This window comes from Pseudomonas sp. B22129 (assembly GCF_044218875.1).
In the GTDB taxonomy this organism is placed as follows: Bacteria; Pseudomonadota; Gammaproteobacteria; order Pseudomonadales; family Pseudomonadaceae; genus Aquipseudomonas.
This window is the reverse complement of sequence record NZ_CP162592.1, coordinates 4,044,547-4,066,296: the sequence shown is the minus strand read 5'-3', so window position 1 is coordinate 4,066,296 and position 21,750 is coordinate 4,044,547. Positions and strand designations below refer to the sequence as shown.

Genomic DNA, 21,750 nt, shown 5'->3' with positions numbered 1-21,750 from the left:
TACGCCGGTCAGTTGGCGACGGACCGGCGGATTTTTTCATGTATGATACGCGCCCCATTTCGTTGCCCGACTGTCCGAGAACACCCCATGCAGCTCTCTTCGCTCACTGCGGTTTCCCCTGTTGACGGCCGCTACGCCGGCAAAACCCAGGCCCTGCGCCCTATTTTCAGCGAATACGGCCTGATCCGTGCTCGTGTTCTGGTTGAAGTGCGCTGGCTCCAGCGCCTGGCCGCTCACCCCGCCATCAGCGAAGTGCCGGCGTTCTCCGCCGAAGCCAACGCTGTGCTCAACACCCTGGCGGAAAACTTCTCCCTGGAGCACGCCGAGCGTGTCAAAGAGATCGAGCGCACCACCAACCACGACGTCAAAGCCATCGAATACCTGCTCAAAGAGCAAGCGGCCAAACTGCCGGAGCTGGCCCAGGTCAGCGAGTTCATCCACTTTGCCTGCACCAGCGAGGACATCAACAACCTGTCCCACGCCCTGATGCTGCGCGAAGGCCGTGATGACGTGATGCTGCCGCTGATGCGCCAGACCGCCAATGCCATCCGTGAACTGGCCATCCGCTTCGCCGACGTGCCGATGCTGTCGCGCACCCACGGCCAACCGGCTTCGCCGACCACCCTGGGCAAAGAGCTGGCCAACGTGGTCTACCGCCTGGAGCGTCAGATCGCTCAAGTGGCTGCGGTCCCGCTGCTGGGCAAAATCAACGGCGCCGTGGGCAACTACAACGCCCACCTGTCGGCCTACCCGGAAATCGACTGGGAAGCCAACGCCCGCGCCTTCATCGAAGACGAGCTGGGTCTGGGCTTCAACCCGTACACCACGCAGATCGAGCCGCACGACTACATCGCCGAGCTGTTCGACGCCATTGCGCGCTTCAACACCATCCTGATCGACTTCGATCGCGATATCTGGGGTTACATCTCCCTGGGCTACTTCAAGCAGCGCACCATTGCCGGTGAGATCGGTTCGTCGACCATGCCGCACAAGGTCAACCCGATCGACTTCGAAAACTCCGAAGGCAACCTCGGCATCGCCAACGCCCTGTTCCAGCACCTGGCCAGCAAGTTGCCGATCTCCCGCTGGCAGCGCGACCTGACCGACTCCACCGTGCTGCGTAACCTCGGCGTGGGCTTCGCTCACAGTGTGATCGCGTACGAAGCCAGCCTCAAAGGCATCAGCAAGCTGGAGCTCAACGCGCAGAAAATCGCCGCTGACCTGGACGCGTGCTGGGAAGTCCTGGCCGAGCCGATCCAGACCGTGATGCGCCGCTACAACATCGAAAACCCGTACGAGAAGCTGAAAGAGTTGACGCGCGGCAAGGGCATAAGCCCTGAAGCACTGCAAACTTTCATCGACGGCCTGGACATGCCAGCCGCCGCCAAGGCCGAGCTGAAACTGCTCACCCCGGCCAACTACATCGGCAACGCTGTAGAGCAAGCCAAGCGCATCTGATACACGCAAGACCCTTGAGACGCCCGGCCGCGCCGGGCGTTTTTATTCCAGTCTGAAAAGTGCTTTCTTTCAATAGGTTACACATGAATCCTGATATCCCTCTTCAACTTCTGGGCGGCATCACGGCACGGGAATTCCTGCGCGACTACTGGCAGAAAAAACCGCTGCTGATCCGCCAGGCCATTCCTGATTTCGAAAGCCCGATCGACGCCGACGAATTGGCCGGCCTGGCCCTGGAAGAAGAAGTCGAATCGCGCCTGGTGATCGAGCACGGCGAGCGCCCTTGGGAACTGCGTCGCGGCCCGTTCGCTGAAGACGCGTTCAGCACCCTGCCCGAGCGTGAGTGGACCCTGCTGGTGCAGGCTGTCGACCAGTTTGTGCCGGAAGTGGCTGAATTGCTGGAGCAGTTCCGCTTCCTGCCAAGCTGGCGCATCGATGACGTGATGATCAGCTTTGCGGCACCGGGTGGCAGCGTGGGTCCACACTTCGATAACTACGACGTGTTCCTGCTGCAAGCGCAGGGCAAGCGCAACTGGAAGATCGGCCAGATGTGCAACTCCGAAAGCCCGCTGCTGCAGCACGCCGACCTGCGCATCCTCGCCGAATTCGAAGAAAGCGCCGAATGGGTACTGGAACCGGGCGACATGCTCTACCTGCCGCCACGTCTGGCGCATTTTGGTATCGCCGAAGACGACTGCATGACCTACTCGGTGGGCTTTCGCGCCCCAAGCGCCGCCGAAGTGTTGACCCACTTCACCGACTTCCTCAGCCAGTACCTGACTGACGAGGAACGCTACACTGATGCAGATGCACAGCCCGTCAGCGACCCGCACCAGATTCAGGGCGACGCACTCGACCGCCTCAAAGGCTTGCTGGCCGAACACATGAGCGACGAGCGCATGCTGCTGACCTGGTTCGGCCAGTTCATGACTGAGCCGCGCTACCCTGAATTGGTGGCCGGCGAAGAATTGGGCGAAGAAGACTTCATCAACGCCCTGCAAGACGGCGCGATCCTGGTACGTAACCCAAGCGCGCGCATGGCCTGGTCGGAAGTGGACGACGACGTGCTGCTGTTCGCCAGCGGCCAGAGCCGTTACCTGCCAGGCAAGTTGCGCGAACTGCTGAAAATGATTTGCGCCGCCGACGCCCTGCACGCCGAAAACCTCGGCCCATGGCTCGCGGATGAAGATGGCCGCGATTTGCTGTGTGAATTGGTCAAGCAAGGAAGCCTGGGATTTGCCGATGAATAAGATTCACGTAAGTGTCGCGGACTGGCAAAAGGATATCGCCGAGATACGGCGCATTCGTGAAGCGGTATTTATCGCTGAGCAATCGGTTCCACCGGAGCTTGAGTGGGACGCGGAAGACGCGGGCGCGGTGCATTTTCTCGCGTTTGAAGGCGACTTTCCCATCGGCACTGCACGCCTGCTGCCTACGGGCGAGATTGGTCGTGTATCGGTCCTCAAGGACTGGCGCGGGCTGAATGTGGGCGACAAGCTGATGGACGCGGTGATCGGCGTGGCCGAGCAGCGTGGCCAGACCAAGCAGTTCTTGAGCGCGCAGGTGTATGCGGCGCCGTTTTATGAGCGATTGGGATTCAAGATCGTCAGTGACGAGTTTCTTGAGGTCGGGATTCCGCATGTCGATATGGTGCGCGAGGGCTGATCCGAAACCGAGCCGCCCTTATCGCAGGCAAGCCAGCTCCCACATTTGGAATGCATTCCCCTGTGGGAGCTGGCTTGCCTGCGATGGCTTTCTCAGCAACACCCAAAATGCCCTGCCTGCCAGGGCATTTTGCCGTCTACGATTCAACTTGCGACCTGCCAGGCCGACAAACTGGCACTATCAAGCCTTTGACTCGCAGAGATAACGGACATGTCCCTACGCACCCTGCTCACCGCCCTTCTCCTGACCGCCAGCGCTTCAGCCATGGCCGACACCGAAGTCGTCAACCTGAGCAACCGTACCAGTACCGACCTGCTCCCGGTGGCGCAGAACTTCATCGGCAAGGACGGCACCGTCAGCGCCTACGGCAACCAGCTGATCGTGAACGCCGAACCCGGCAAGATCCAGGACCTGCGCGCCCTGCTCTCCCAGCTGGACACGCCAGCCAAGCGCCTGCTGATCACCGTGGACACCAACGAAAACAACCAACAGAACAGCGGCGACAGCCAAACCCGCATCATCAGCTACGGCACCGCCAGCCGCGACGGCGGGATCCAGCAAATTCAGGCCAGCGAAGGCGTACCCGCGCTGATTCAGGTTGGGCAGAGCGTACCGCTGACCACCACCCAGCAAGACAGCTACGGGCGCCTGCAAAACCAGACCCAGTATCGCAACGTCACTCAAGGCTTCTACGTCACCGCCAGCGTCACCGGCGAGACCGTTCACCTGGCCATCAGTACCAACCGTGACCGCATGAGCCAGGAACGTCCCGATGTAGTGAACATTCAGAGTACCGACACAACCATCAGCGGTCGCTTGGGTGAATGGATCCCACTGGCCGGCATCAATCGCGAGACCCAGGCCGACAAATCCTCTACAACCCGCAGCTACTCTACTCAGGGCCGTGATGACCTGACTTTGCGGGTCAAAGTCGACACCCTGAACTAAGGCACCAAAAACTGACTGATGAGTCGTCTTAGACTAAAGATGTAGTGCTTCAAAAAAAGCACTACAAAACATTTGACGATACAAAAAAGCCTGTGCATGATGGCCTCGCTCCCGCTAATCAGGGGCCCTGGCAAGGGCCTTCGGATCGCCGCTCCAAGCTACCCAAGCGAGCCGATTCGTGTCTGTACCGCCCATAAGGCGTGTTTGACGAGGTTGCGACTGGAACGAAGTTGTCCCGAGGGACGGAAGCTAACCAGGTAACCCGGCTACACACTGATGGAACGTACAAAGGCCCACGATGCCCGAAGACTGCCCGCAGTTTGCCCTTACCTGCTCAACTCCCCCTTGAGCACCACGTTCATCCCGTCGCCTTCCCCGCCAGACCCGGCATGACCGCCTAAGCTTCTGGTCAGCGAGCAGCCCTGCCCACGCATTGAATGCACGGCTGGAAAACGGATCTTCTAAACGCGACGAGGTTTATCTCCATGGCACTGACACGCGAACAGCAAATTGCAGCCCTTGAAAAAGACTGGGCTGAAAACCCACGCTGGAAAGGCGTGACCCGCGCTTATTCCGCTGCTGACGTCGTCCGCCTGCGTGGCTCGGTTCAACCTGAGCACACCTTTGCAAAACTCGGCGCCGAGAAGCTGTGGAACCTGGTAACCCAAGGTGCCAAGCCTTCCTTCCGTCCCGACAAAGATTTCGTCAACTGCATGGGCGCCCTTACTGGCGGCCAGGCAGTACAACAGGTGAAAGCCGGTATCCAGGCGATCTACCTGTCCGGCTGGCAAGTGGCAGCGGACAACAACTCCGCTGAATCCATGTACCCCGACCAATCGCTGTACCCGGTTGACTCGGTGCCGACCGTGGTCAAGCGCATCAACAACTCGTTCCGTCGTGCCGACCAGATCCAGTGGAAAGCCGGCAAGAACCCGGGCGACGAAGGCTACATCGACTACTTCGCGCCGATCGTGGCTGACGCTGAAGCCGGTTTCGGCGGCGTACTCAACGCCTACGAGCTGATGAAGAGCATGATCGAGGCAGGCGCTGCCGGCGTGCACTTCGAAGACCAACTGGCTTCCGTGAAGAAATGCGGCCACATGGGCGGCAAAGTATTGGTGCCAACACAGGAAGCCGTGCAGAAGCTGACTGCTGCCCGCCTGGCGGCTGACGTTGCCGGTACACCGACCATCATCCTGGCCCGTACCGACGCCAACGCAGCAGACCTGCTGACCTCGGACTGCGACCCGTATGACAAGCCGTTCGTGACCGGCGAGCGCACCCAGGAAGGTTTCTACAAAGTGCGCGCTGGCCTGGATCAGGCTATCGCTCGCGGCCTGGCCTACGCACCGTACGCCGACCTGATCTGGTGTGAAACCGCCAAGCCAGACCTGGACGAAGCCCGTCGCTTTGCCGAAGCGATCAAAAAGGAATACCCGGACCAACTGCTGTCCTACAACTGCTCGCCTTCCTTCAACTGGAAGAAGAATCTGGACGACGCGACCATCGCCAAGTTCCAGCGCGAACTGTCCGCCATGGGCTACAAGCACCAGTTCATCACCCTGGCCGGCATTCACAACATGTGGCACAGCATGTTCAACCTGGCGCACGACTACGCCCGCAACGACATGACCGCCTACGTGAAGCTGCAGGAGCAGGAGTTCGCTGACGCCTCCAAGGGCTACACCTTCGTGGCGCACCAGCAGGAAGTGGGCACCGGCTACTTCGACGACATGACCACCGTGATCCAGGGCGGCACCTCGTCCGTGACCGCGCTGACCGGTTCGACCGAAGAAGAACAGTTCCACTAAGCCACACCACGTACACGGCCACTGCGGCCCCACGGAAGACCTAACCGCAGTGCCGCACAAAGATCACGCCCCGACCTGTTCGGGGCGTTTTTTTGGGCGCTGGAAAGCCTCCTGACACAATGAAGATCAAAATGTGGGAGCGGGCTTGCTCGCGAATGCGGTGGGTCAATCAGCCCATCAGCGACTGATACACAGCCTTCGCGAGCAAGCCCGCTCCCACAAGGGGAATGCATTCAGTCAGGAAATATTTGCGCAAAACATTGACCTAGAGCGGTATCCCCTTCGATCAGATCAGCTAAAAGATCCCCATCAGCAACTAAGCGACAGTCAAGCAAGTAACGGCAACTTCCCCCGCCACACGAGAAACATTCGCTTAAACCCCACGCAAACAATATTCATTATCATTTAGCACATGAAAACTTCTTTACCGCTTAAACAAAACATAATTGGTGAAAAGCTCGCTAATCCCCGCCCCACAAGGGCTACAGCCCCAAGAAGGTGCACTATGTCCTTATTCCATCGAATAATTTCGCTATAGGAATTTTACTTGCCCGGTGTTTAGCCATAAAATCACCGCGATTGATTGCAGTGCGACATATCGTCACTGCATCGTTACTTTTTCGAGCTCAGAGACCTTTGCTCTCTGTTAAGGATTTCCAGCATGACCGAAGCGACAGGACTCATGGCCCACAACTGGGGCTTTGCCATTTTCCTCCTCGGTGTTGTCGGCCTTTGCGCCTTCATGCTCGGCGTCTCCAGCCTCCTCGGGTCAAAAGCCTGGGGCCGCAGCAAAAATGAACCGTTCGAATCCGGCATGCTGCCTACAGGTGGCGCCCGTTTGCGGCTCTCAGCCAAATTCTATCTGGTCGCGATGCTCTTCGTGATCTTCGATATCGAAGCCCTCTTTCTCTTTGCCTGGTCTGTGTCCGTCCGCGAAAGCGGCTGGACCGGATTCGTCGAAGCTCTCGTTTTCATAGCAATTCTGTTGGCAGGCCTTGTCTACCTATTCCGAGTGGGCGCCCTTGACTGGGCTCCGGAAGCTCGTCGTAAGCGGCAAGCGAAGCTGAAACAATGAGGCTTTGGCGATGCAATACAATCTCACCAGGATCGACCCGGATGCTCCTAACGATCAGTACCCTATCGGCGAACGGGAAACCGTTTCCGATCCGTTAGAAGATCAAGTCCACAAAAACATCTACATGGGCAAGCTCGAAGACGTGCTGAGCGGCGCAGTCAACTGGGGGCGTAAAAACTCCCTGTGGCCGTACAACTTCGGTCTTTCGTGCTGCTACGTGGAAATGACCACCGCCTTCACGGCGCCCCACGACATCGCGCGCTTTGGCGCCGAAGTTATCCGGGCCTCGCCGCGCCAGGCGGATTTCATGGTTATCGCCGGTACCTGCTTCATCAAGATGGCGCCGATCATTCAGCGTCTCTACGAGCAAATGCTCGAACCGAAATGGGTTATCTCCATGGGTTCGTGCGCCAACTCCGGTGGCATGTACGACATCTACTCCGTCGTTCAAGGGGTGGACAAGTTCCTGCCCGTGGACGTCTACGTGCCTGGCTGCCCGCCCCGCCCTGAAGCATTTCTGCAAGGCTTGATGCTGTTGCAGGAGTCGATTGGCAAGGAGCGTCGCCCGCTTTCCTGGGTTGTCGGTGATCAAGGCGTTTATCGCGCCGAGATGCCGTCACAAAAGGAACAGCGCCGCGAACAGCGAATCGCAGTCACCAACCTGCGCAGCCCTGACGAAGTCTGATCCAGCCCGCTTCTTTTATAGAACGAACACCTGGCTTCATTCTTTACGTTGACCGAAAGCGATAAAAAAACCATGACTACAGGCAGCGCTCTGTATATCCCGCCTTACAAGGCAGACGACCAGGATGTGGTCGTCGAACTCAATAACCGTTTTGGCCCTGACGCCTTCACCGCCCAGGCCACACGCACCGGTATGCCGGTGCTGTGGGTGGCGCGTGCCAAGCTCGTCGAAGTCCTGACCTTCCTGCGCAACCTGCCCAAGCCATACGTCATGCTCTATGACCTGCATGGCGTGGACGAGCGTCTGCGCACCAAGCGTCAAGGGCTGCCGAGCGGCGCCGATTTCACCGTGTTCTACCACTTGATGTCGCTGGAACGTAACAGCGACGTGATGATCAAGGTTGCACTAAACGAGAGCGACCTGAGCATCCCGACCGTGACCGGTATCTGGCCGAACGCCAGCTGGTACGAGCGCGAAGTGTGGGACATGTTCGGCATCGACTTCCCGGGCCACCCGCACCTGACGCGCATCATGATGCCGCCGACGTGGGAAGGTCACCCGCTGCGCAAGGACTTCCCTGCCCGCGCCACCGAATTCGACCCGTTCAGCCTCAACCTCGCCAAGCAACAGCTTGAAGAAGAGGCCGCGCGCTTCCGTCCGGAAGACTGGGGCATGAAACGCTCCGGCACCAACGAGGACTACATGTTCCTCAACCTGGGCCCGAACCACCCTTCGGCTCACGGTGCCTTCCGTATCATCCTGCAACTGGACGGCGAAGAAATCGTCGACTGCGTGCCAGACATCGGCTACCACCACCGTGGCGCCGAGAAGATGGCCGAGCGTCAGTCGTGGCACAGCTTCATCCCGTACACCGACCGTATCGACTACCTCGGCGGCGTGATGAACAACCTGCCGTACGTGCTCTCGGTCGAGAAGCTGGCGGGCATCAAGGTGCCGGACCGCGTCGACACCATCCGCATCATGATGGCCGAGTTCTTCCGCATCACCAGCCACCTGTTGTTCCTGGGTACCTATATCCAGGACGTCGGCGCCATGACCCCGGTGTTCTTCACCTTCACCGACCGCCAGCGCGCCTACAAGGTGATCGAAGCCATCACCGGTTTCCGCCTGCACCCGGCCTGGTACCGCATCGGCGGCGTGGCCCACGACCTGCCGAATGGCTGGGAGCGTCTGGTCAAGGAGTTTATCGACTGGATGCCCAAGCGTCTGGACGAGTACCAAAAGGCTGCGCTGGATAACAGCATCCTCAAAGGCCGTACTATCGGCGTCGCCCAGTACAACACCAAAGAGGCCCTGGAATGGGGCGTCACCGGTGCTGGCCTGCGCTCCACCGGTTGCGACTTCGACCTGCGTAAAGCGCGCCCGTACTCCGGCTACGAGAACTTCGAGTTCGAAGTGCCGCTGGCGGCCAACGGCGATGCCTACGACCGTTGCATCGTGCGCGTCGAAGAAATGCGCCAGAGCCTGAAGATCATCGAGCAGTGCATGCGCAACATGCCGGCAGGCCCGTACAAGGCGGATCACCCGCTGACCACGCCGCCACCGAAAGAGCGCACGCTGCAGCACATCGAAACCCTGATCACGCACTTCCTGCAAGTTTCGTGGGGCCCGGTCATGCCGGCCAACGAATCCTTCCAGATGATTGAAGCGACCAAGGGTATCAACAGTTATTACCTGACGAGCGATGGCGGCACCATGAGCTACCGCACCCGGATTCGTACCCCAAGCTTCGCCCACTTGCAGCAGATCCCTTCGGTGATCAAAGGCGAGATGGTCGCGGACTTGATTGCGTACCTGGGTAGTATCGATTTCGTTATGGCCGACGTGGACCGCTAAGCATGAACAGCACGCTTATCCAGACAGACCGTTTCACCCTGAGTGAAACCGAGCGCTCGGCCATCGAGCACGAGCTGCATCACTACGAAGACCCGCGCGCGGCGTCGATCGAAGCCTTGAAGATCGTCCAGAAGGAACGTGGCTGGGTGCCGGACGGCGCCCTCTACGCCATCGGCGAGATCCTCGGCATCCCGGCCAGCGACGTTGAAGGTGTGGCCACGTTCTACAGCCAGATCTTCCGTCAGCCGGTGGGCCGCCACATCATTCGCGTGTGCGACAGCATGGTCTGCTACATCGGTGGCCACGAGTCCGTGGTCAGCGAGATTCAGAACAAGCTGGGCATCGGCCTGGGCCAAACCACTGCCGACGGCCGCTTCACGCTGCTGCCCGTGTGCTGCCTGGGCAACTGCGACAAGGCGCCGGCGTTGATGATTGACGACGACACATTCGGTGACGTGCAGCCTGCTGGCGTGACCCAATTGCTCGAGGGCTACCCATGACCCTTACATCTTTCGGCCCGGCCAACCTGATCAAGCGTTCGCCTGAAACCCACCCGCTGACCTGGCGCCTGCGTGACGATGCCGAGCCTGTCTGGCTCGACGAGTACCAAGCCAAGAACGGCTACGCCGCTGCGCGCAAAGCCTTCGCCGACATGGCCCAGGACGACATCGTCCAGACCGTGAAAGACGCAGGCCTTAAAGGTCGCGGCGGTGCAGGCTTCCCCACTGGCGTTAAGTGGGGCCTGATGCCTAAAGACGAATCCATCAACATCCGTTACCTGCTATGCAACGCGGATGAAATGGAACCCAACACCTGGAAAGACCGCATGCTGATGGAGCAACTGCCCCATCTGCTGATCGAAGGCATGCTGATCAGCGCCCGCGCGCTGAAAACCTACCGTGGCTACATCTTCCTGCGTGGCGAGTACACCACCGCCGCCAAGCACCTCAACCGTGCCGTGGAAGAAGCCAAGGCAGCAGGCCTGTTGGGCAAGAACATCCTCGGTTCGGGTTTTGACTTTGAACTGTTCGTGCACACCGGCGCCGGGCGTTACATCTGCGGTGAAGAAACCGCACTGATCAACTCCCTCGAAGGCCGCCGCGCCAACCCGCGCTCCAAACCGCCCTTCCCTGCCGCCGTGGGCGTGTGGGGCAAGCCGACCTGCGTGAACAACGTTGAAACCCTGTGCAACGTGCCGGCGATCATCGCCGACGGCGTGGACTGGTACAAATCGTTGGCCCGTGAAGGCAGCGAAGACATGGGCACCAAGCTCATGGGCTTCTCCGGCAAGGTCAAGAACCCTGGCCTGTGGGAGTTGCCGTTCGGCGTGACCGCACGCGAGCTGTTCGAGGACTACGCCGGCGGCATGCGCGACGGCTACACCTTGAAAGCCTGGCAACCAGGCGGCGCCGGCACCGGTTTCCTGTTGCCTGAGCACCTTGACGCACAGATGTACGCCGGCGGCATCGGCAAGGTCGGCACCCGTATGGGTACAGGCCTGGCGATGGCGGTGGACAACACCGTGAACATGGTCTCGCTGCTGCGCAACATGGAGCAATTCTTTGCCCGTGAATCCTGTGGTTTCTGCACCCCTTGCCGTGACGGTTTGCCATGGAGCGTGAAGCTCTTGATGGCGATCGAGAAAGGCGAAGGCCAGCCAGGTGACATCGAGACCCTGCTGGGTCTGGTCGGTTTCCTTGGCCCAGGCAAGACGTTCTGTGCTCACGCACCGGGCGCCGTGGAGCCATTGGGCAGCGCCATCAAATACTTCCGCTCGGAGTTCGAAGCCGGCATCGCGCCTGTCAGCGCCGCCGTCCCGCCTCTGGCAAGGCCGATTGTAGTCGGCGCGTAACGCTTAAAAAGGCGAAGGGTCCGTGCCCTTCTCCTTCTCATGGGCTGACGCCGTAAAGGCTGTGTTGATGCCCATGAATAACAAGATTCCATTAGCCACGCCCGCTGACAACGGGCCAACGAAGAACTTTGAACCATGGCCACTATCCACGTAGACGGCAAAGCGCTCGAAGTCGATGGGGCAGACAACCTGTTACAGGCATGTCTCTCACTAGGCCTCGACATCCCGTATTTCTGCTGGCACCCCGCGCTTGGTAGCGTCGGTGCCTGTCGCCAGTGCGCGGTCAAGCAATACACCGACGAGAACGACACCCGTGGTCGTATCGTCATGTCGTGCATGACCCCAGCCACCGACAACACCTGGATCTCCATCGAAGATGAAGAATCCAAGGCGTTCCGCGCCAGTGTCGTTGAATGGCTGATGACCAACCACCCCCACGACTGCCCGGTCTGTGAGGAAGGCGGTCACTGCCACCTGCAAGACATGACGGTGATGACTGGCCACAACGAGCGCCGTTATCGCTTCACCAAGCGTACCCACCAGAACCAGGACCTCGGCCCGTTCATTTCCCACGAAATGAACCGCTGCATCGCCTGCTACCGTTGCGTGCGCTTCTATAAAGACTACGCCGGCGGCACCGACCTGGGCGTGTTCGGCGCCCACGACAACGTGTACTTCGGTCGCGTTGAAGACGGCGTGCTGGAAAGCGAGTTCTCCGGCAACCTCACCGAGGTCTGCCCGACCGGTGTGTTCACCGACAAGACTCACTCCGAGCGCTACAACCGTAAGTGGGACATGCAGTTCTCGCCGAGCATCTGCCATGGCTGCTCCAGCGGTTGCAACATCTCCCCGGGCGAGCGCTACGGCGAACTGCGTCGCATCGAAAACCGCTTCAACGGTTCGGTCAACCAGTACTTCCTGTGCGACCGTGGGCGTTTCGGCTATGGCTACGTCAACCGCGAAGACCGCCCGCGTCAGCCGCTGCTGGCCAACGGCGGCAAGCTGAGCCTGGACGACGCGCTGGATAAAGCCGCCGACCTGCTGCGCGGCCGCAACATCGTCGGTATCGGTTCGCCGCGCGCCAGCCTCGAAAGCAACTTCGCGTTGCGCGAACTGGTCGGCGCCGAGCACTTCTACAGTGGCATCGAAGCCGGTGAGCTGGAGCGCATCCGCCTGGTCCTGCAAGTGCTGAACGACAGCCCGCTGCCGGTTCCGAACATGCGCGACATCGAAGACCACGACGCCATCTTCGTGCTCGGTGAAGACCTGACCCAGACCGCCGCGCGCATCGCGCTGTCGCTGCGCCAGTCGGTCAAAGGCAAGGCCGAAGACATGGCCGACGCCATGCGCGTCCAGCCGTGGCTCGACGCCGCCGTGAAAAACATCGGCCAGCACGCGCTGAACCCGCTGTTTATCGCAAGCCTGGCCGAGACCAAGCTCGACGACATCGCCGAAGAATGCGTTCACGCAGCGCCGGATGACCTGGCCCGCATCGGTTTCGCCGTGGCCCACGCCCTCGACGCCAGCGCGCCTGCCGTCGAAGGCCTGGACACTGAAGCCGTTGAACTGGCCCAGCGCATCGCCGACGCCCTGCTGGCCGCCAAGCGCCCATTGATCATCGCCGGTACCTCACTGGGTTCCAAAGCGCTGATCGAAGCCGCTGCCAACATCGCCAAAGCCTTGAAGCTGCGCGACAAGAACGGTTCCATCAGCCTGGTCGTGCCGGAAGCCAACAGCCTTGGCCTGGCCATGCTCGGTGGCGAGTCCCTGGACGCCGCGCTGCAAGCCGTAACGGATGGCAAGGCCGACGCCATCGTCGTGCTGGAAAACGACCTGTACACCCGCACCGATGCCGCCAAGGTTGACGCTGCACTCAACGCCGCCAAGGTGCTGATCGTTGCCGACCACCAGAAGACCGCCACCAGCGACCGTGCCGACCTGGTCCTGCCAGCCGCCACCTTCGCCGAAGGCGACGGTACCCTGGTCAGCCAGGAAGGCCGCGCCCAGCGCTTCTTCCAGGTGTTCGATCCGAAGTACATGGACGCCAGCATCCTGGTTCACGAAGGCTGGCGCTGGCTGCATGCCCTGCGCGCCACCCTGCTGAACCAGCCGATCGACTGGACCCAGCTCGACCACGTGACCGCCGCTGCCGCCGCCAGCGCGCCGCAACTGGCACGTATCGTCGACGCTGCACCGTCCGCCGCGTTCCGCATCAAGGGCATGAAGCTGGCCCGTGAACCGCTGCGCTACTCCGGTCGTACCGCCATGCGCGCCAACATCAGCGTGCACGAACCGCGCACTCCACAAGACCAGGACACCGCGTTTGCCTTCTCCATGGAAGGTTACTCGGGTTCGGTCGAGCCACGTCAGCAGGTGCCATTCGCCTGGTCGCCGGGCTGGAACTCGCCACAGGCCTGGAACAAGTTCCAGGACGAAGTCGGTGGTCACATCCGCGCTGGCGACCCGGGCACCCGCCTGATCGAAAGCACCGGTGACGCGCTGAACTGGTTCGCCGCCGTACCGCGTCCGTTCAACCCGGCCCAGGGCACCTGGCAGGCTGTGCCGTTCTTCCACCTGTTCGGCAGCGAAGAGACCTCTTCCAAAGCCGCGCCAGTGCAAGAGCGTATTCCAGAAGCCTACGTGGCACTGGCCAAGTCCGAAGCCGACCGCCTGGGCGTCAACGAGGGTGCCCTGCTCAGCCTGAACGTGGCCGGCCAGACCCTGCGTCTGCCGCTGCGCATCAACGAAGAATTGGGCGCTGGCCTGGTCGCACTGCCGAAAGGTTTCGCCGGCATCCCAGCGGCCATCTTTGGCAAAACCGTTGACGGTCTGCAGGAGGCAGCGCAATGACCTGGTTCACCCCTGAAGTGATCGACGTGATCATTGCGGTCCTCAAGGCCATCGTGATCCTGTTGGCCGTGGTCGTCGCGGGCGCCCTGCTCAGCTTCGTCGAACGTCGCCTGCTGGGCTGGTGGCAGGACCGTTATGGTCCTAACCGCGTTGGCCCGTTTGGTATGTTCCAGATCGCGGCCGACATGCTGAAAATGTTCTTCAAGGAAGACTGGACCCCGCCGTTTGCCGACAAGGTGATCTTCACCCTGGCACCGGTCGTGGCCATGAGCGCCTTGCTGATCGCCTTCGCGATCATCCCGATCACCCCGACCTGGGGCGTGGCGGACCTGAACATCGGCTTGCTGTTCTTCTTCGCCATGGCCGGTCTGTCGGTCTACGCGGTGCTGTTCGCCGGTTGGTCGAGCAACAACAAGTTCGCCCTGCTGGGCAGCTTGCGGGCTTCGGCCCAGACCGTGTCCTACGAAGTGTTCATGGGCCTGGCGCTGATGGGCATCGTGGTGCAGGTTGGCTCGTTCAACATGCGCGACATCGTCGAGTACCAGGCGCAGAACCTGTGGTTCATCATTCCGCAGTTCTTCGGCTTCTGTACCTTCTTCATCGCGGGCGTCGCCGTGACTCACCGTCACCCGTTCGACCAGCCGGAAGCGGAACAGGAACTGGCCGACGGTTACCACATTGAATACGCCGGCATGAAATGGGGCATGTTCTTCGTTGGTGAATACATCGGCATCATCTTGATCTCGGCCCTGCTGGTCACGCTGTTCTTCGGCGGCTGGCACGGTCCGTTCGGCATCCTGCCGCAGTTGGCGTTCTTCTGGTTCTTCCTCAAGACCGCGTTCTTCATCATGTTGTTTATCCTGCTGCGCGCTTCCATTCCGCGTCCACGGTACGACCAGGTGATGGATTTCAGCTGGCGCTTCTGCCTGCCGCTGACCCTGATCAATTTGCTGGTGACGGCTGCCGTTGTGTTGTTGAACACGCCAGCCGGCGCGGTTCAGTGAGGATTTGACCCATGTTCAAATATATTGGCGACATCGTTAAGGGTACTGGTACCCAGTTGCGAAGCCTGGTGATGGTGTTCGGTCACGGCTTTCGCAAGCGCGACACCCTGCAATACCCGGAAGAAGCGGTGTACCTGCCGCCACGTTATCGCGGCCGCATCGTGCTGACCCGCGACCCCGATGGCGAAGAGCGTTGCGTAGCCTGCAACCTGTGCGCTGTGGCGTGCCCGGTGGGTTGCATCTCCCTGCAGAAAGCTGAAACCGAAGACGGTCGCTGGTACCCGGACTTCTTCCGCATCAACTTCTCGCGTTGCATTTTCTGCGGCCTCTGCGAGGAAGCTTGCCCGACCACCGCGATCCAGCTCACACCGGATTTCGAGATGGCCGAGTTCAAACGTCAGGACCTGGTGTACGAGAAAGAAGATCTTTTGATCTCTGGTCCCGGTAAAAACCCTGATTACAACTTCTATCGTGTTGCAGGTATGGCCGTTGCCGGTAAGCCAAAAGGCGCCGCACAAAACGAAGCCGAGCCGATCAACGTGAAGAGCTTGCTGCCTTAAGGAAGAAAGATGGAATTCGCTTTCTATTTCGCGTCCGGTATTGCAGTGGTGTCCACGCTTCGCGTGATCACCAACACCAATCCTGTGCACGCCCTGCTCTACCTGATCATTTCGTTGATCGCCGTGGCCATGACCTTCTTCGCACTCGGCGCTCCGTTCGCCGGTGTGCTGGAAGTGATCGCCTATGCGGGCGCCATCATGGTGCTGTTCGTGTTTGTGGTGATGATGCTCAACCTGGGGCCGGCTTCGGTCGCCCAGGAACGCGTCTGGCTCAAACCCGGCATCTGGCTCGGCCCGGTCGTCCTGGCAGCCCTGCTGCTGGGTGAACTGCTGTATGTACTGTTCGCTCACCAGAGCGGCCAGGCCATCGGCCACACCACCGTAGACGCGAAGGCCGTGGGCATCAGCCTGTTTGGCCCGTACCTGCTGGTGGTCGAACTGGCTTCGATGCTGCTGCTCGCGGCAGCCATCACCGCCTTCCACTTGGGCCGCAACGAAGCCAAGGAGCAATGACGATGCCTGCTATCCCTTTGGAGCATGGTCTGGCAGTCGCCGGCATCCTGTTCTGCCTTGGCCTGGTCGGCCTGATGGTCCGCCGTAACATTCTGTTCGTGTTGATGAGCCTGGAAATCATGATGAACGCCGCCGCACTGGCGTTCATCGTTGCGGGCGCACGTTGGGGCCAGCCGGATGGACAAGTCATGTTCATCCTGGTGATCAGCCTGGCAGCCGCCGAGGCCAGTATCGGCCTGGCGATCCTGCTGCAACTGTATCGTCGCTTCCACACGCTTGATATCGACGCTGCCAGTGAGATGCGCGGATGAACATGATCTTTCTGACTTTCGTATTCCCCCTGATCGGTTTCCTGCTGCTGTCGTTCTCTCGCGGGCGCTGGTCGGAAAACCTCTCGGCCCTGGTGGGCGTGGGTTCCATCGGCCTGTCGGCCATCGTGGCTGCCTACGTCATCTGGCAATTCAACGTGGCCCCGCCGGAAGGCGGCCACTACACCCTGGTGCTCTGGCAGTGGATGTCGGTGGAGGGCTTCAAGCCCAACTTCGCTATCTACATCGACGGCCTGTCGATCACCATGCTCGGCGTGGTGGTGGGTGTGGGCTTCCTGATCCACCTGTTCGCGTCCTGGTACATGCGCGGTGAAGCCGGTTACTCGCGCTTCTTCTCGTACACCAACCTGTTTATCGCCAGCATGCTGTTCCTGGTCCTCGGCGATAACCTGTTGTTCCTGTACTTCGGTTGGGAAGGCGTGGGCCTGTGCTCGTACCTGTTGATCGGTTTCTACTACAGCAACCGCAACAACGGTAACGCCGCCCTCAAAGCCTTCATCGTGACCCGTATCGGTGACGTGTTCATGGCCATCGGCCTGTTCATCCTGTTCCAACAGGTGGGCACGCTGAACATCCAGGAACTGCTGGTGCTGGCACCGCAGAAATTCCAGGTCGGCGACTTCTGGATCACCCTCGCTACCCTGATGTTGCTGGGTGGTGCTGTGGGTAAATCCGCGCAACTGCCGCTGCAAACCTGGCTGGCGGATGCGATGGCCGGTCCTACCCCTGTTTCCGCACTGATTCACGCGGCAACGATGGTAACGGCGGGTGTCTACCTGATCGCACGTACCCACGGCCTGTTTACCCTGGCGCCGGAAATCCTGCACCTGGTGGGCATCGTTGGCGGCGTGACCCTGGTACTGGCCGGCTTCGCCGCGCTGGTGCAGACCGACATCAAGCGTATCCTCGCCTACTCGACCATGAGCCAGATCGGCTACATGTTCCTGGCCCTGGGCGTTGGCGCTTGGGACGCGGCGATCTTCCACCTGATGACCCACGCCTTCTTCAAGGCCCTGTTGTTCCTCGCTTCCGGTGCGGTGATCGTTGCCTGCCACCACGAGCAGAACATCTTCAAGATGGGCGGCTTGTGGAAGAAACTGCCACTGGCCTACGCCAGCTTCATCGTCGGTGGTGCCGCCCTGGCCGCCCTGCCGCTGGTGACCGCAGGTTTCTACTCGAAGGACGAAATCCTCTGGGAAGCCTTTGCCAGCGGTAACCAGAACCTGCTGTACGCAGGCCTGGTCGGTGCCTTCATGACCTCGCTGTACACCTTCCGCCTGATCTTCATCACCTTCCACGGTGAAGCCAAGACCGAAGCGCACGCAGGCCACGGCATTTCGCACTGGTTACCTTTGTCGGTACTGATCGTGCTGTCGACCTTCGTCGGCGCCCTGATCACCCCGCCACTGGCTGGCGTGCTGCCAGAAAGTGCCGGCCATGCCGGTGGCGCTGCCAAGCACAGCCTGGAAATCGCCTCGGGTGCCATCGCTATCGCCGGTATCCTGTTGGCCGCGCTGCTGTTCCTCGGCAAGCGCCGTTTCGTGACTGCGGTTGCCAACAGTGGCATTGGCCGCTTCCTGTCAGCCTGGTGGTTCGCTGCCTGGGGCTTCGACTGGATCTACGACAAACTGTTCGTCAAGCCATACCTGGCCATCAGCCATGTACTGCGCAAAGACCCGCTCGACCAGACCATCGGTTTAATCCCGCGTGCCGCCAAGGCGGGTCACACCGCCCTGAGCCGCAGCGAGACGGGCCAGTTGCGTTGGTACGCCGCCTCCATGGCTGCCGGTGCGGTGCTGGTGATCGGCGCCATCGTTGTGGTAGCGGTCTGACTATGAACTTTGCCAACTTTGCGAACTTGCGAAAGGAAACGAGCCTGTCATGATTCTGCCCTGGCTAATCCTGATCCCCTTTATCGGCGGCCTGCTCTGCTGGATGGGTGAACGCTTCGGCGCCACCCTCCCCCGCTGGATTGCGTTGCTGACCATGTCCCTGGAACTCGCTCTTGGCCTCTGGCTGTGGGCCCATGGCGACTATTCATTTGCTCCGGCACCGGGTGCCGATCCAACCTTCGCGCTTGAATTCAAGCACGTGTGGATCCAGCGCTTCGGCATCAACGTGCACCTGGCCCTCGACGGCCTGTCACTGTTGATGATCCTGCTGACCGGCCTGCTGGGTATCCTCTCGGTACTCTGCTCCTGGAAAGAGATCCAGCGTCACGTGGGCTTCTTCCACCTGAACCTGATGTGGATCCTGGGCGGCGTTGTCGGCGTGTTCCTCGCCCTCGACCTGTTCATGTTCTTCTTCTTCTGGGAAATGATGCTGGTGCCGATGTACTTCCTCATCGCGCTCTGGGGTCACAGTTCTTCGGACGGCAAGAAAACCAGGATCTACGCGGCGACCAAGTTCTTCATCTTCACCCAGGCTTCCGGCCTGATCATGTTGGTGGCGATCCTGGGCCTGGTACTGGTCAACTTCAACAACACCGGCGTGATCACCTTCAACTACGCCGATCTGTTGAAAACCAAGATGTCCCTGACCACCGAGTACATTCTGATGCTGGGCTTCTTCATCGCGTTCGCGGTGAAGCTGCCGGTGGTGCCGTTCCACTCCTGGCTGCCTGACGCTCACGCCCAGGCGCCGACCGCAGGTTCCGTCGACCTGGCCGGTATCCTGTTGAAGACCGCTGCTTATGGTCTGCTGCGTTTCGCCCTGCCGCTGTTCCCGAATGCCTCGGCCGAGTTCGCGCCGATCGCCATGACCCTGGGTCTGATCGGGATCTTCTACGGTGCGTTCCTGGCCTTCGCACAAACCGACATCAAGCGTCTGATTGCCTTCTCGTCCGTTTCCCACATGGGCTTCGTACTGATCGGCATCTATTCCGGCAGCCAACTGGCGCTGCAAGGCGCGGTGATTCAGATGTTGGCCCACGGTGTTTCGGCCGCTGCCCTCTTTATCCTGAGCGGCCAGCTGTACGAGCGCCTGCACACCCGTGACATGCGTGAAATGGGTGGCGTGTGGTCGCGCATCGCTTACCTGCCGGCGATCAGCCTGTTCTTCGCTGCCGCGTCCCTGGGCTTGCCGGGTACCGGTAACTTCATCGGCGAGTTCCTGATCCTGATGGGCTCGTTCGTGCAGACGCCGTGGATCAGTGCGATTGCTACCTCCGGCCTGGTGTTCGGTTCGGTCTACTCGCTGATCATGATCCACCGCGCCTACTTCGGCCCGGCCAAGTCCGACACCGTCCTGCAAGGGATGGACGCTCGCGAACTGATCATGGTGCTCGGCCTTGCGGTCTTGCTGATCTACATCGGCGTGTACCCGCAACCGTTCCTGGACACTTCTGCCGCAACGATGCATGGCGTGCAGCAGTGGTTCGGCACCGCCTTCTCTCAACTCGCTTCGGCCCGGTAAGAGCGCTATGGAATTCACGATCCAACACTTTATCGCGCTTGCGCCGCTGCTGATTACCAGCCTCACCATCGTGGTGGTGATGCTGGCAATCGCCTGGCGCCGCAATCACTCGCAAACGTTCCTGCTGTCCTGTGCCGGTCTGAACCTGGCCCTGCTGTCGATCATCCCGGCCCTCAAGGTCGCGCCACTGGCGGTTACGCCTTTGATGATGGTGGATGACTTCGCCCTGCTGTACATCGCGCTGATCCTGGTGGCCACGCTGGCCTGCGTCACCCTCGCCCACGCCTACCTCGGCGAAGGCGGCACCGGCTACCCAGGCAACCGCGAAGAGCTGTACCTGCTGATCCTGCTGGCTGCGGCCGGTGGCATCGTGCTGGTCAGCGCACAGCACCTGGCGGGCCTGTTCATCGGCCTGGAACTGCTGTCGATCCCGACTTACGGCTTGGTGGCTTACGCCTTCTTCAACAAGCGCTCCCTGGAAGCCGGCATCAAGTACATGGTGCTGTCGGCCGCCGGTTCCGCGTTCCTGTTGTTCGGTATGGCCCTGCTCTACGCCGAAGCCGGCAACCTGAGCTTCACCGGTATCGGCCACGCCCTGGCCGCCACCAGCATGCCTGCGCCGATTGCCCAGTTGGGCCTGGCCATGATGTTGATCGGCCTGGCGTTCAAGCTGTCGCTGGTGCCGTTCCACCTGTGGACCCCGGACGTGTACGAAGGAGCCCCGGCGCCGGTGGCTGCGTTCCTGGCCACTGCGTCGAAAGTGGCTGTGTTTGCGGTGATGGTGCGTCTGTTCCAGATCTCCCCGGCCGCCAACACCGGCGTGCTGAGCACCGTGCTGACCGTGATCGCCATTGCGTCGATCCTGTTCGGTAACCTGCTGGCCCTGACCCAGAACAACCTCAAGCGTCTGCTGGGTTACTCCTCCATCGCTCACTTCGGCTACCTGCTGATCGCCCTGGTGGCGAGCAAAGGCCTGGCCGTGGAAGCCATGGGCGTGTATCTGGTCACCTACGTGATCACCAGCCTCGGTGCATTTGGCGTGATCACGTTGATGTCCTCGCCATTCAAAGGCCGTGACGCCGACGCCCTGTACGAATACCGCGGCCTGTTCTGGCGCCGTCCGTACCTGACCGCCGTACTGACCGTGATGATGCTGTCCCTGGCCGGTATCCCGCTGACCGCAGGTTTCATCGGCAAGTTCTACATCGTGGCTACCGGTGTTGAAGCCCACGAATGGTGGTTGGTTGCCTCCCTCGTGCTGGGTAGCGCCATCGGCGTGTTCTACTACCTGCGCGTGATGGTCACCCTGTACCTGATCGAGCCAAACCTGCGCCGTGTGGATGCCGAGCTGCATTGGGAACAGAAGGCAGGTGGCGTGATGCTGCTGGCCATCGCCCTGCTTGCGTTCTTCCTGGGCGTTTACCCTCAGCCGTTGCTCACTCTGGTGCAGCATGCGGTGCTGGGCGTTTGATCGCTTAAGCCGATGCAGTAAACAAAACGGCGCCTTCGGGCGCCGTTTTTGCATTTTGGGGGAATGGTTTGCTGAGTGCATATCCGTTGCTGCGGTAACGGCTGCCTATGGTTCCGCCCTTACGGCGGGTCACTTTGCAAAAGCCGGAATGCCGGCCCAGGCCAAAGTAACCAAAACGCTCTTGCCCCAACACTCGGCACCTCGCTCACGCTCGATGTGCCTGATGTACCGAAGTGTCTGCATCGCAGCGGTGCGACG

General features: G+C 60.5%; 18 protein-coding genes. All 18 read left to right on the top strand.

Translation table 11 applies throughout. The features are described 5' to 3' along the window. Positions 1 to 87 precede the first annotated feature (87 nt). The 18 genes from purB to nuoN all read left to right on the top strand — a co-directional run bounded on the left by purB (position 88) and on the right by nuoN (position 21,492). The gene (gene purB / locus AB4P94_RS18755; protein ID WP_215516856.1) at positions 88 to 1,458 is read left to right on the top strand and encodes an adenylosuccinate lyase; all 1,371 of its coding nucleotides are present in this window, start codon (positions 88 to 90) and stop codon (positions 1,456 to 1,458) included. An 83-nt stretch (positions 1,459 to 1,541) separates the two neighbouring features. Then, complete coding sequence (locus AB4P94_RS18750; RefSeq protein ID WP_395606839.1) at positions 1,542 to 2,708, top strand: JmjC domain-containing protein; 1,167 nt, start codon at positions 1,542 to 1,544, stop codon at positions 2,706 to 2,708. Beyond that, positions 2,701 to 3,123, top strand: coding sequence for a GNAT family N-acetyltransferase (locus AB4P94_RS18745; RefSeq protein WP_395606838.1), 423 nt, complete (start codon positions 2,701 to 2,703; stop codon positions 3,121 to 3,123). The genes AB4P94_RS18750 and AB4P94_RS18745 overlap by 8 nt, the downstream gene beginning before the upstream one ends. A gap of 210 nt (positions 3,124 to 3,333) precedes the next feature. Continuing rightward, positions 3,334 to 4,071 (top strand): secretin N-terminal domain-containing protein, encoded by a 738-nt coding sequence (locus AB4P94_RS18740; protein ID WP_395606837.1) that lies wholly within the window; start codon positions 3,334 to 3,336, stop codon positions 4,069 to 4,071. Positions 4,072 to 4,556: 485 nt separating this feature from the next. Then, positions 4,557 to 5,882: an isocitrate lyase gene (gene aceA / locus AB4P94_RS18735; protein WP_395606836.1), complete on the top strand. Its 1,326-nt coding sequence runs from the start codon at positions 4,557 to 4,559 to the stop codon at positions 5,880 to 5,882. Positions 5,883 to 6,543: 661 nt separating this feature from the next. Further along, positions 6,544 to 6,957, top strand: a complete 414-nt coding sequence (locus tag AB4P94_RS18730) for an NADH-quinone oxidoreductase subunit A (RefSeq protein ID WP_003219575.1) — start codon at positions 6,544 to 6,546, stop codon at positions 6,955 to 6,957. A 10-nt stretch (positions 6,958 to 6,967) separates the two neighbouring features. After that, complete coding sequence (locus AB4P94_RS18725) at positions 6,968 to 7,642, top strand: NADH-quinone oxidoreductase subunit B family protein (protein ID WP_012724951.1); 675 nt, start codon at positions 6,968 to 6,970, stop codon at positions 7,640 to 7,642. 72 nt (positions 7,643 to 7,714) lie between these two features. After that, complete coding sequence (gene nuoC, locus AB4P94_RS18720) at positions 7,715 to 9,499, top strand: NADH-quinone oxidoreductase subunit C/D (protein WP_029293360.1); 1,785 nt, start codon at positions 7,715 to 7,717, stop codon at positions 9,497 to 9,499. A 2-nt stretch (positions 9,500 to 9,501) separates the two neighbouring features. Next, a complete protein-coding gene (nuoE, locus tag AB4P94_RS18715) occupies positions 9,502 to 9,999 on the top strand; it encodes an NADH-quinone oxidoreductase subunit NuoE (protein ID WP_056861694.1) in 498 nt (165 codons plus the stop codon). Beyond that, positions 9,996 to 11,351 carry an NADH-quinone oxidoreductase subunit NuoF gene (gene nuoF, locus AB4P94_RS18710; protein ID WP_395606835.1) on the top strand — a complete coding sequence of 452 codons (1,356 nt, stop codon included), beginning with the start codon at positions 9,996 to 9,998 and terminating at the stop codon, positions 11,349 to 11,351. Before nuoE ends, nuoF begins: the two co-directional genes overlap by 4 nt. A 135-nt stretch (positions 11,352 to 11,486) precedes the next feature. Then, complete coding sequence (nuoG, locus tag AB4P94_RS18705; RefSeq protein WP_395606834.1) at positions 11,487 to 14,201, top strand: NADH-quinone oxidoreductase subunit NuoG; 2,715 nt, start codon at positions 11,487 to 11,489, stop codon at positions 14,199 to 14,201. After that, complete coding sequence (gene nuoH / locus AB4P94_RS18700; RefSeq protein ID WP_395606833.1) at positions 14,198 to 15,205, top strand: NADH-quinone oxidoreductase subunit NuoH; 1,008 nt, start codon at positions 14,198 to 14,200, stop codon at positions 15,203 to 15,205. Before nuoG ends, nuoH begins: the two co-directional genes overlap by 4 nt. An 11-nt stretch (positions 15,206 to 15,216) precedes the next feature. Further along, positions 15,217 to 15,765 carry an NADH-quinone oxidoreductase subunit NuoI gene (gene nuoI / locus AB4P94_RS18695; protein WP_003174725.1) on the top strand — a complete coding sequence of 183 codons (549 nt, stop codon included), beginning with the start codon at positions 15,217 to 15,219 and terminating at the stop codon, positions 15,763 to 15,765. Between the two features lie 9 nt (positions 15,766 to 15,774). After that, positions 15,775 to 16,278, top strand: coding sequence for an NADH-quinone oxidoreductase subunit J (gene nuoJ / locus AB4P94_RS18690; protein WP_057721781.1), 504 nt, complete (start codon positions 15,775 to 15,777; stop codon positions 16,276 to 16,278). 2 nt (positions 16,279 to 16,280) lie between these two features. Next, the gene (nuoK, locus tag AB4P94_RS18685) at positions 16,281 to 16,589 is read left to right on the top strand and encodes an NADH-quinone oxidoreductase subunit NuoK (protein WP_003174727.1); all 309 of its coding nucleotides are present in this window, start codon (positions 16,281 to 16,283) and stop codon (positions 16,587 to 16,589) included. Beyond that, positions 16,586 to 18,439 carry an NADH-quinone oxidoreductase subunit L gene (nuoL, locus tag AB4P94_RS18680; RefSeq protein ID WP_395606832.1) on the top strand — a complete coding sequence of 618 codons (1,854 nt, stop codon included), beginning with the start codon at positions 16,586 to 16,588 and terminating at the stop codon, positions 18,437 to 18,439. Before nuoK ends, nuoL begins: the two co-directional genes overlap by 4 nt. Before the next feature lie 49 nt (positions 18,440 to 18,488). Continuing rightward, complete coding sequence (nuoM, locus tag AB4P94_RS18675; RefSeq protein WP_395606831.1) at positions 18,489 to 20,021, top strand: NADH-quinone oxidoreductase subunit M; 1,533 nt, start codon at positions 18,489 to 18,491, stop codon at positions 20,019 to 20,021. Positions 20,022 to 20,028: 7 nt separating this feature from the next. Continuing rightward, positions 20,029 to 21,492, top strand: coding sequence for an NADH-quinone oxidoreductase subunit NuoN (gene nuoN, locus AB4P94_RS18670; RefSeq protein ID WP_012724956.1), 1,464 nt, complete (start codon positions 20,029 to 20,031; stop codon positions 21,490 to 21,492). The last annotated feature ends 258 nt before the right edge of the window (positions 21,493 to 21,750 follow it).

Coding starts and splice junctions, on each gene's coding strand:
- purB (WP_215516856.1), top strand. CDS start 88: ATGCAGCTCTCTTCGCTCACTGCGGTTTCCCCTGTTGACGGCCGCTAC.
- AB4P94_RS18750 (WP_395606839.1), top strand. CDS start 1,542: ATGAATCCTGATATCCCTCTTCAACTTCTGGGCGGCATCACGGCACGG.
- AB4P94_RS18745 (WP_395606838.1), top strand. CDS start 2,701: ATGAATAAGATTCACGTAAGTGTCGCGGACTGGCAAAAGGATATCGCC.
- AB4P94_RS18740 (WP_395606837.1), top strand. CDS start 3,334: ATGTCCCTACGCACCCTGCTCACCGCCCTTCTCCTGACCGCCAGCGCT.
- aceA (WP_395606836.1), top strand. CDS start 4,557: ATGGCACTGACACGCGAACAGCAAATTGCAGCCCTTGAAAAAGACTGG.
- AB4P94_RS18730 (WP_003219575.1), top strand. CDS start 6,544: ATGACCGAAGCGACAGGACTCATGGCCCACAACTGGGGCTTTGCCATT.
- AB4P94_RS18725 (WP_012724951.1), top strand. CDS start 6,968: ATGCAATACAATCTCACCAGGATCGACCCGGATGCTCCTAACGATCAG.
- nuoC (WP_029293360.1), top strand. CDS start 7,715: ATGACTACAGGCAGCGCTCTGTATATCCCGCCTTACAAGGCAGACGAC.
- nuoE (WP_056861694.1), top strand. CDS start 9,502: ATGAACAGCACGCTTATCCAGACAGACCGTTTCACCCTGAGTGAAACC.
- nuoF (WP_395606835.1), top strand. CDS start 9,996: ATGACCCTTACATCTTTCGGCCCGGCCAACCTGATCAAGCGTTCGCCT.
- nuoG (WP_395606834.1), top strand. CDS start 11,487: ATGGCCACTATCCACGTAGACGGCAAAGCGCTCGAAGTCGATGGGGCA.
- nuoH (WP_395606833.1), top strand. CDS start 14,198: ATGACCTGGTTCACCCCTGAAGTGATCGACGTGATCATTGCGGTCCTC.
- nuoI (WP_003174725.1), top strand. CDS start 15,217: ATGTTCAAATATATTGGCGACATCGTTAAGGGTACTGGTACCCAGTTG.
- nuoJ (WP_057721781.1), top strand. CDS start 15,775: ATGGAATTCGCTTTCTATTTCGCGTCCGGTATTGCAGTGGTGTCCACG.
- nuoK (WP_003174727.1), top strand. CDS start 16,281: ATGCCTGCTATCCCTTTGGAGCATGGTCTGGCAGTCGCCGGCATCCTG.
- nuoL (WP_395606832.1), top strand. CDS start 16,586: ATGAACATGATCTTTCTGACTTTCGTATTCCCCCTGATCGGTTTCCTG.
- nuoM (WP_395606831.1), top strand. CDS start 18,489: ATGATTCTGCCCTGGCTAATCCTGATCCCCTTTATCGGCGGCCTGCTC.
- nuoN (WP_012724956.1), top strand. CDS start 20,029: ATGGAATTCACGATCCAACACTTTATCGCGCTTGCGCCGCTGCTGATT.